Source organism: Luteitalea sp., assembly GCF_044337415.1.
Taxonomy (GTDB): Bacteria; Acidobacteriota; Vicinamibacteria; order Vicinamibacterales; family Vicinamibacteraceae; genus Luteitalea.
The window spans coordinates 1-8,489 of the sequence record NZ_JBIINP010000175.1; the positions used below are offsets into that span (position 1 = coordinate 1).

General features: G+C 69.0%; 9 protein-coding genes and 1 pseudogene. 5 read left to right on the forward strand and 5 right to left on the reverse strand.

What is annotated here, in order from left to right:
• A partial coding sequence (locus tag ACIRDX_RS18015; RefSeq protein WP_396626824.1) for an MFS transporter occupies positions 1-624 on the forward strand: 624 nt, incomplete at its 5' end.
• A gap of 135 nt (positions 625-759) precedes the next feature.
• Here ACIRDX_RS18015 and ACIRDX_RS18020 read toward each other — a convergent pair.
• Complete coding sequence (locus ACIRDX_RS18020) at positions 760-1,590, reverse strand: DUF1080 domain-containing protein (protein ID WP_396626825.1); 831 nt, start codon at positions 1,588-1,590, stop codon at positions 760-762.
• A gap of 302 nt (positions 1,591-1,892) precedes the next feature.
• Here ACIRDX_RS18020 and ACIRDX_RS18025 point away from each other — a divergent pair, with 302 nt between their 5' ends.
• Together ACIRDX_RS18025 and ACIRDX_RS18030 are read left to right on the forward strand one after the other, a co-directional pair.
• Positions 1,893-2,441: a nucleotidyltransferase gene (locus ACIRDX_RS18025; protein ID WP_396626826.1), complete on the forward strand. Its 549-nt coding sequence runs from the start codon at positions 1,893-1,895 to the stop codon at positions 2,439-2,441.
• The gene (locus ACIRDX_RS18030) at positions 2,438-2,692 is read left to right on the forward strand and encodes a hypothetical protein (RefSeq protein WP_396626827.1); all 255 of its coding nucleotides are present in this window, start codon (positions 2,438-2,440) and stop codon (positions 2,690-2,692) included. The genes ACIRDX_RS18025 and ACIRDX_RS18030 overlap by 4 nt, the downstream gene beginning before the upstream one ends.
• A gap of 69 nt (positions 2,693-2,761) precedes the next feature.
• On the opposite strand, the gene mug is transcribed toward ACIRDX_RS18030, so the two are convergent.
• Together mug and ACIRDX_RS18040 are read right to left on the reverse strand one after the other, a co-directional pair.
• Complete coding sequence (gene mug / locus ACIRDX_RS18035) at positions 2,762-3,400, reverse strand: G/U mismatch-specific DNA glycosylase (protein ID WP_396626828.1); 639 nt, start codon at positions 3,398-3,400, stop codon at positions 2,762-2,764.
• 770 nt (positions 3,401-4,170) lie between these two features.
• Positions 4,171-4,998: a DUF1080 domain-containing protein gene (locus ACIRDX_RS18040; protein WP_396626829.1), complete on the reverse strand. Its 828-nt coding sequence runs from the start codon at positions 4,996-4,998 to the stop codon at positions 4,171-4,173.
• Between the two features lie 155 nt (positions 4,999-5,153).
• Here ACIRDX_RS18040 and ACIRDX_RS18045 point away from each other — a divergent pair, with 155 nt between their 5' ends.
• Both ACIRDX_RS18045 and ACIRDX_RS18050 read left to right on the forward strand, forming a co-directional pair.
• Entirely contained in the window at positions 5,154-6,119 is a 966-nt protein-coding gene (locus tag ACIRDX_RS18045) for a hypothetical protein (RefSeq protein WP_396626830.1), read from the forward strand.
• A 108-nt stretch (positions 6,120-6,227) separates the two neighbouring features.
• A complete protein-coding gene (locus ACIRDX_RS18050) occupies positions 6,228-6,698 on the forward strand; it encodes a hypothetical protein (RefSeq protein WP_396626831.1) in 471 nt (156 codons plus the stop codon).
• A gap of 6 nt (positions 6,699-6,704) precedes the next feature.
• On the opposite strand, the gene ACIRDX_RS18055 is transcribed toward ACIRDX_RS18050, so the two are convergent.
• Together ACIRDX_RS18055 and ACIRDX_RS18060 are read right to left on the reverse strand one after the other, a co-directional pair.
• Complete coding sequence (locus ACIRDX_RS18055; protein ID WP_396626832.1) at positions 6,705-7,118, reverse strand: hypothetical protein; 414 nt, start codon at positions 7,116-7,118, stop codon at positions 6,705-6,707.
• Between the two features lie 159 nt (positions 7,119-7,277).
• Positions 7,278-8,489 (reverse strand): annotated as a pseudogene (locus tag ACIRDX_RS18060) (hypothetical protein); the annotation flags it as partial.

Here is an 8,489-nt window from a genome sequence, read left to right on the forward strand (position 1 = left end):
GACGAGCGTGAGGCGGCCCTGGCGGTCGGCGCGCCCGTGGACGAGGCGCCCCGCCGGTTCGGCATCGAGTGGCGCGTCATCGCGCTGGCGTTCACGCTCTCGATGATCTCGTTCGGCTACGGGGGCCTCACGTCGTTTTCCGCGCTGTTTGCCGACGCGCTCGGCATCACGCCGCGCGGGACGTTCCTGTCGGCGATGGCGGTGTCGGTGATCGTCGGCCGGCTCGCCGTGGGGCGGCGGCTCGATGGCTGGGGCGCGTCCCCGGTGCTGATGGTGAGCCTGCTGTTCCCGGCGTGCGGACTCACGGTGCTGGCCACGGCCGCCAGTCGCGGCGACTTCGCGATCGCGGGCCTGCTGTTCGGCGCAGGGTTCGGGCTCGTGTGGCCGTCGTTTGCGGCGCTCGTGATGGGGTCGATTCCGATGGCCCGTCGCGGGGCGGCGTTCGGCGCGATTCTCGCGGCGTTCGACACGGGCATCGGCGTCGGGTCGGCGACGACCGGCTGGATGGTGCGCGCGCACGGCTTCCGCGCCGCGTACGGCCTGGCGGCACTCCTGGCCGCGATCGCCTTGCCGTACTTCCTGATCGCCCGTCGCCGCCTGCACCTCGGCGAATCCGTGCATTAGGAGAATGCTGCGATGCTGCGATGCCGGGAATGTCGAGGGCCGGTGCCCTCACTCGCACATCCTCGGCTGTCGGCGGCTTTGGCAGTTCGTGGCGGTCGACCTACAGGTCGACCGCGCATGTCGCGCCCGACCTGACTACTTCTTCGCGCCTGGGTACAGGTCGACGCGGCGCACGTAGAGCTCCGCGCCTTCCGACTGGATGATGATCTTGCCCTTCGTGTAGGTCGGGTCGGTGCCGATGTTCACCACCGTGCCGTTGAGCACGTTGGTGATCATGTCGCGCGTCACGATCACCTCGAGGGTGTTCCACTCGCCGGCCGGCTTCTCCACCTCGCGGGCGCCGCGGTAGCCGAGGCGATCGGCCCAGTCAGGATCACGGCCGTACCAGTTGATCCGATCGCCGTTGCGGAACACGCGAGGCTTGCCCTTCGGGTCGTAGACCCACTCCTGGTCGCGGTCCTGTGAGGCGGTGGCCGTCATCTCCGGCCACAGGCGCGAGCCGTCGGTGCCGGTGCCCGGCACCAACAGGAAGTCGCCGACGCCGCCCTCGATGATCTGCGTCTCGATGGAACGCATCCACGGGCCGTTGAACGTGCGGCCGGTGTTGCCGTCGGGCCCCTGGCAGTGGAGCAGGATGCCGCTGTCGCGCGCGCGGTCCTTGCGGTTGCCCCACGTGATGGTGCCCCAGCGGAACTCCACCACCAGCCGGTAGGTCTCGTACTCCTCGTGCGTGGTGATGCCGCCGTACTTCTGGCCGCTGATGCGGATGGCCGGCGCGCCGTCGACGTTGTCCACCACGGTGAAGACGCGGTCGGGATCGTTCTTCCGGTCGTCCACCAGCCACGTGTAGAAGTGCTGGCGGAAGTCCTTGCCGTCGAACAGGTGGATCACGTCGGGGGCCTGGGCTGCGGCGGGGGTGGCCAGCAGCAGCACGAGGACGGCGGATGAGAGCACGCGGGTCAACATGGATGGGGCGCATTCTGCCACAGGGGCAACGGCCGCCACCTGTCCCATCGTGAGGCAAACGCACAGGCTCGTTCGTGGACGCCAGCGACGGCTGGAAGGAAATCGCGCGCCGGCCGACTCGTGTGGCGCCACGATGAGGCCCGCTCCGACACTGGCGAGGCTCGAGCGCTCGCACCCCTGACCGCAGCTGCGAGCCATCCGTCGCCGATGGAGGGTGTGCCGGATCGACTGACGGAAGGCCGGGGCGCCTGCCCCGTCGATCGTCCATACTGGGCTCGACGTCCGGGTCCCCGCTGCACCAGATGACCGACCAACTCGACATCCTCGCGCTCGTGACTTCGCGCCTCGACGCGGCGGGCATCGCCTACATGGTCACCGGCTCCATGGCGGCGGGATATTACGGACAGCCACGGATGACGCGCGACGTGGACCTGGTCGTCGAGTTCCATCAGGGCGATCCCGAGCGCCTGGAGGCCATGTTCTCGCAGGCATTCCTGCTGAGTGCCGACACCATCAGGACCGCCATGTCGCGCGGGACGATGTGCAATGCCATCCATCGCGAGGCCCTGGTCAAGGTGGATTTCGTCATCAGGAAGTCCGAGCCCTTTCGCATCGAGGAATTCGCCAGGCGTCGGCGCGTCGAACTCGATGGCCATCCGATGTGGATCGTGTCGCCCGAGGATCTGGTCCTGTCCAAGCTGGCCTGGGCACGCGACACCCGCTCGGACGTACAGGTCCGCGACGTGCGTGCCGTGATCGCGGCGCAACGCGTGCGCCTCGACTGGGAGTATGTCGAGCGGTGGGCAGGTGTTCTCGGTATCGGTGCCGACCTGGAGGCCGTCCGCGCATGAGCGACACGCCGCCAGACGTCGACGCGGCCTTCTCCGCGATGTTCGCCACGCTGACGCCGACGCGGCGCGTGCGGATGATGTCGGAGATGTTCGACACCGCGCGACGGCTCCTGGAGTCGGGCATCAGGGCCGAGCAGCCCGACATCACAGACACCGAGCTCAAGGTGGAGGTGTTCCTGCGCACCTACAGGGACGACTACGCACCTGCCGAGCGGGACCGCATCGTCGAGCACATTCGTCGCGGCCGCTGACGGAACCGAGCGTCGGGGGCCGCACGGGATGCGTTCGACGCCTTTCCCGCCGCTGGCGCGGCTCGGGCGCTAGCGGCGGCGTGCTTCCTTCCGGCTGGATTCCATCGGCCCACACGTTCTGGCTGAAAGCCGTCGCCGCGTCCGCACCGCCTTTGCCAGTGCGCCGAACGACTCCGCGAAGTCCGCCGCCTGGTGGTTCGCGTTCAGCCCGCTCGTGTTCGGCAGCACCCAGAGCGGCACTCCCGCGATCGTCTCGGGCTGCGGGCCCATGACCGCCTTCGGGCGATCGAAGGCCACGCGGTACGCGCCGATGCCGACCATCGCGACGACGAGGGGCTTGTAGCGCCGCACCTTCCGCTCGAGCCGCGCGCGGCCGGCACGCAGTTCCTCATTATCGAGCTCAGCGGCGGTCGCCGTGGACCGCATCACAAGGTTCGTGATGCCAAGGCGCGCGGCGAGCAGCGCCTGGCGTTGCCACGGCTCGAGCCGCGTGCGCGTGAGGCCGCCGTCGTGCAGCGCGCGCCAGAAGCGGTTGCCGGGCTTGGCGAAGTGCAGGCCGGTGAACGCGGAGTACAGGCCAGGATTGATGCCGCAGAACAGCACGTCGAGGTCGCGCGCGATCAGGTCGGGGATGGGGCGGCCTGCCGACGCCAGCAGTTGTGCGCGCGTGGGGCGTGGAGGAGGGGCGTCGGGTCTGGAACGCGGCACACGTCCAGCGTAGCGTGTCCACACGCCTCCTTCTCCTTCGTCCTGGTGTCTTGTGCGGCATTCCCGGCATCGCGGCATCGCCATCGCGAATGTCGAATGACGGAATGAGAACGGCCCGGGGCCAGAGGATGGCGCCGGGCCGGTGTGAGACCTGGGGGGAATATTCAGTTCCTGTCGTTCAGGGCCGGGTCGCGCTGCCGTCAACGTCTTGGGCGGTCGGCAGCTGCCGGTGAGGCACGAAGGCCTCGGGGTCGCGGCGTCCGACGTCAGCGTGACCGGGGAGACATCCCACGCAAGCGGATGAGCGTTGTCATCGGCTTACGCGGCCCTCACTTCCGGTGGTGTGTCCTGCGTCATCAGCACCTCGCAGTCCTGCGACGTCCAGCGGTGGTCCGTCGGGATGACAGGCGCCTCGGTCCGTGTTCGGCAGAAGCCGGATGGGCACTCGGCCCATGTGACGGTGGCTACGTGTCAGCCCTGGCGGTGTCGGCCTGCGGCGCGACTGGTGTCAACCTCGGCACCCGCCGTGCCCCGACTCGTTCGGTGGATCACCCTCGTTCATCGCTCCTCCCGCCTTTGCTGGTGTCCCTCGGAGGGGCGGCACCGGCGGAACTGATGCGACAGTACGCCTGGTCCCGAGGGCCGGCAAGGGCACGGGGCATCACAATCTGTCCATATTGATCTCGCGGGTACCGGGTACGGGGGACCGGGTACGGGACGCGCGAGACGCACCCTGTCAGGCGAGCGGTCACCCCCAGCCTGCAGTCGCGCTACCGTGCCTTCAGCGGATACAGATCCACGCGGCGGAAGAAGATCTCGGCGCCCTCGGACTGGATCATGATCGAGCCCTTCGAGAGGCTCGGGTTGGTGCCCACGTTCACCACGTGGCCATTGACGATGTTGGTGATGCGTTCGGGCGTGACGATGACCTCGAGGCGCGTCCATTGGTCACCGTGTCCTTCCACGTCGGCCACGCCGCGGAAGCCGATCGGCGCGCTGCCACGATCCACGTCGCGCCCTGACCAGTTGATGCGCTGCCCGCCGCCGAACGTGCGCGGCATGCCCTGTGGGTCGTAGCGCCACTGCCCGAGGCGGTCGGCAGATACCGTCGCCGTCATCTCCGGCGCCAGTCGCGATCCGCTCGCATCGCTGCCGGCGACGAGGATGAAGTCGCCGACGCCGCCCTCGATGATCTGCGCCTCGATCGACCGCATCCATGGGCCGTTGAAATCGGGCTTCGTGTTGCCATCGGGCCCCTGGCAATGCACGAGGATGCCGCTGTCGCGCGCCAGCGCCTTGCGCGGCGCCCAGGTGACCGCCCCCCAGCGGAACTCGACGACGAGGTGGTACGACTCGAACGACTCGCGCGTCGCGATGCCGCCGTACTTCTGGCCGCTCACGCGGATCGCCGGCGCGCCGTCGATCGCGTCGACCACCGTGAAGACGCGGTCCGGGTCCTGGCGATGGTCGTCCACCAGCCACGTGGTGAAGGTCGACAGGTCCTTGCCATTGAAGAGGTGGATGACGTCGGGCGCCTGCGCCGACGCGGGGGAGGCGAGCAACAGGACCAGCAGCGGACAGGACGCACGGAGGAACATCGTGTCGCGGATTCTTTCACAGCTGCGGCCCGCGGATTCCTCCCCACAGGTGCGGAATCGCCACCATCTGCTTACGCAAAGGCGCAGAAAGGCCCGTCACGGCCCGTCGGGCCACAGGCACGACCCTTGCTGTGCCGACATGGCGGAGGTTTCCCATGCACGCCCACGTTCGTGCAGTGCTGCTCGCGGCAGCGCTCTGGTCGAGTGCGTCCGCGGCCCTGGCCCAGGACGTCGCGCACTCCTTCTCCGAACTGCGCCTGCGTGTGCACCTCGAGGAGGTGGTCACGGTCACCGGGCATGACGGACGGCGGGCCAAGGGGGCCATCACCTCGCTGACCGACACGACGCTCGTGGTGCGTGGCGACGCGGCCGGGCGTCCGTGGGAGGAACGCGATGTCGCCCGCGTCTCGAAACGTCAGCGCGATTCCCTCTGGAACGGCGCCCTGATGGGGGCCTTCTCGGGAGCGGCCTTGATCGGGACCGCGGTCCTCGTGAACGGGGGGCTGGAAGGCGACTCGCTCGAGAACGTGCTCGGCCTGGCTGCCATCAGCACTGGCATCGGCGCCCTGGGCGGCGTGGCCATCGATGCGATGGTCACGACCGAGCGCGAGTTGTTCCGGGCTCAGCCGCCACCACTGGGGGCCGAGGCGGCTGCAGGCCGCGTACGCGTAGGGGAGGCGGTGGTCGTGACCGGCGCCGACGGGCGCGAGGTCCGGGGGCGCCTCACCGAGCTCACGCCGACCTCGCTTGCCGTCGATGTCGACGGCCGGATCGTCGAGTGGCGGCAGGGCGGATGGACACTGAGGCAGAGACAGCGTGACTCGCTCGTGAACGGCACGCTGATCGGGGCGGCCGTCGGTCTGGGGGTCGGCTTCGGACTGGGCGCTGGCGCGGCCGCCGCCGAGGTCTACTCGATGCAGGGCACCGACGACAGCGACGCCACCCTGCTGGTCAGCTTCGGGACGGTGGTCGGCGCCGCTGTCGGGATGGCCATCGACGCCGCGAAGCAGGACGAACTCGTCGTGGTGGGGCCGCCGCTGTCGCAGAGTCACCTGCGCCTGCGTGTGCTGCCGCTCGTCACGCGGCACGCGCAGGGCCTGGGGGTGTCGCTCTCGTTCTGACAGGCCATCGACGTGTTGTCACGTCGAGGAGGAATCATGCGCGCAACGACATGTGGAGTCGTCGTCAGTCTCGTCCTGGCGGTCGGGACCATGGCAGGCGCCCAGGAGGTGGCGACCTCGTTCAGTGAGTTACGCCTGCTGACGAAGGCGGGCGCAACGGTGACCGTCACCGACACCCGCGGACGCGAGGTCAAGGGGCGCATCGCGGTGCTGTCGCCGGAGCAATTGGTGGTGACCGATTCGGCCGGGCGTCACGAATGGACCGAGGCCGATGTCGTCGGCATCCGCCAGCGCAGGCCCGACTCGCTGCTCAATGGCGCATTGATCGGCATGGGCGTCGGGGCGGGCATCGTGCTCGCGGATGCAGTCGCTAACGACGTGTCGGGGCCGGACACGGACTGGTACGTGCTCGGCGCCGTCATCTATGGTGGCATCGGTGCCGCCATCGGTCTCGGCTTCGATGCTCTCATCAAGGACGAGCAGGATGTCTTCCGCCGCGAGGCGTCTCGCGCGCAGGTGCGGCTGCAGCCGATGCTGGCCCCGCGCGGCGGCGGCCTTCGGGTGGCCGTCGTGTTCTGACCCGGCTTACAGGCGCGACGCGTACCGCCACTGCGCCGCGCCCAGCCCGAGGATCAGCGCCGGCAACACCAGACCCGCCGGCCCCGACGCCTGCCAGGCTGGCGTCACCAGGTAGGTCCCGATCATCTGGACGGTCGCTGCACCCAGCGATGCGCCGAGCACGGGACCGGCCCACCGCTGGCGACGCCACAGGCCGATGGCCCCGACCATCCCCGTGATCACGGCCGCGCCGAACACCACCAGCAGCCATGTCGGCGTCGCGTCGTACATCGCGCGATCCTGCGGCGAGAGTGCGGCGACCTGCTCCCCGCTCATGCTCACGCGCAGCACGAACATGGACAGGCCGATGAGGTTCCAGACGATCGCTGCGGCAGCGATGTACCCATGGCGGCTCGAACTGGTCCCGATGGTCTCGGACATGCGAGGACTCCTTGATAGGCAACAACAGGCGATGGGCGACAGGCTGCAGGCGACCTGGGTGCGATCGCCCGCAGCGCCCTGACGAGGCGCGCCCGAAGGTCTGACAGGGAGGGCGCCGAACGCCCCGCTGCCCGTTCCCCGCTACCCGCTACCCGGTTCCTACCGCCCCGCCATCAACCGCTCGGCGCTCGTGAAGCGCGGCTCGATGTCCACCGGCACGCCCGCGAGCCGGTCGAGCACCTTCTGCACCTGCGGACGGATCGTCGCGCGTGCCATCAGCGCCTTCGCGGCGGCGTAGTCCCCCTTGGCCTGCACCGTCATGATCTCGCTGGTCAGTGCCTTCACGGCCTCGCGGATCTTCGTCGGCTCCACGCGGAACGTGCCGTCGGCGTTGACCACGAACGCGCCGGCGTCGAGCAGCGTGTTGAGCTGGATGGCGATGCCGCGGCCGTGCGCCTCCGTGGTGCCGAAGCGGATCGACCGGAACGTCGACGCCAGGAACGTCGTGTACATCGTGTCGGCCAGGCCCTTGTCGATCACGCCGTCGTCCACGAGCGTCTGCAGCGCCCAGAGGCCCGAGATGTCGGCCTTGGCCTCCTCGAGCGTCGAGTAGGTCTCCTTGAGCTGGGAGCGCACGGTGACCTTCTGCCCGCCGACGCTGACGCTGTTCGGGCCCAGGCCGTGCATCAGCTCGTGCATCAGGATGTGCGTGAAGAACGCGTCGAACTGCACCTTGCCCTGGTCGGCCGGCGACAACGCGACCTTGGCAATCGGCTGCAGCACGAGGCGGAACTTCGCCTCCTGCGTGTTCTTCAGCATCGTCCGCTTGGTGCCTTTCTCCTCGACGACCTTCTCGTCGTTGGGGAGATTGAAGGCGGCGGTCTGGACGCCACGATTGCCGTCGCCGCTGCTGAACACGACGTTGACGACGCGGATGGGGGAGAGGGCGCCGAGCTTCGGGTTACGCCACGCCGGGTCGATGGGCAGGCGGTTCTCCAGCCCCTGCAGCTGACCCGAGAACTTCGCGAGCTTGGCCGTCTCGGCGTCGTCGCGCAGCGTGATGAACGCCTCGAAGGCGGCCTTGGCGGCGAACCACTCGTCCTCGTAGACCTCGTAGGGGCCGATGGTCGGCTCGATCGACGCGTCGAGTTCCATCCAGGCGACGTCCGACGCGTAGTAGTCGTTGGACGACAGGGCCGCGGCGCGGCTCTCGAGGAAGGCCTTCAGCGTGGGCTGGGTGGTGGCCTTCGCGGCGGCGCGGAGGTGCTCGGCCATCAGGGCGAGCTCGCCCTGGTACTCCACGGTGTAGGGCACCGCCATGAACTTTCCGTCCATGCCGCGACGGATGGTGGTGAAGAAGCCCTGCGCCTG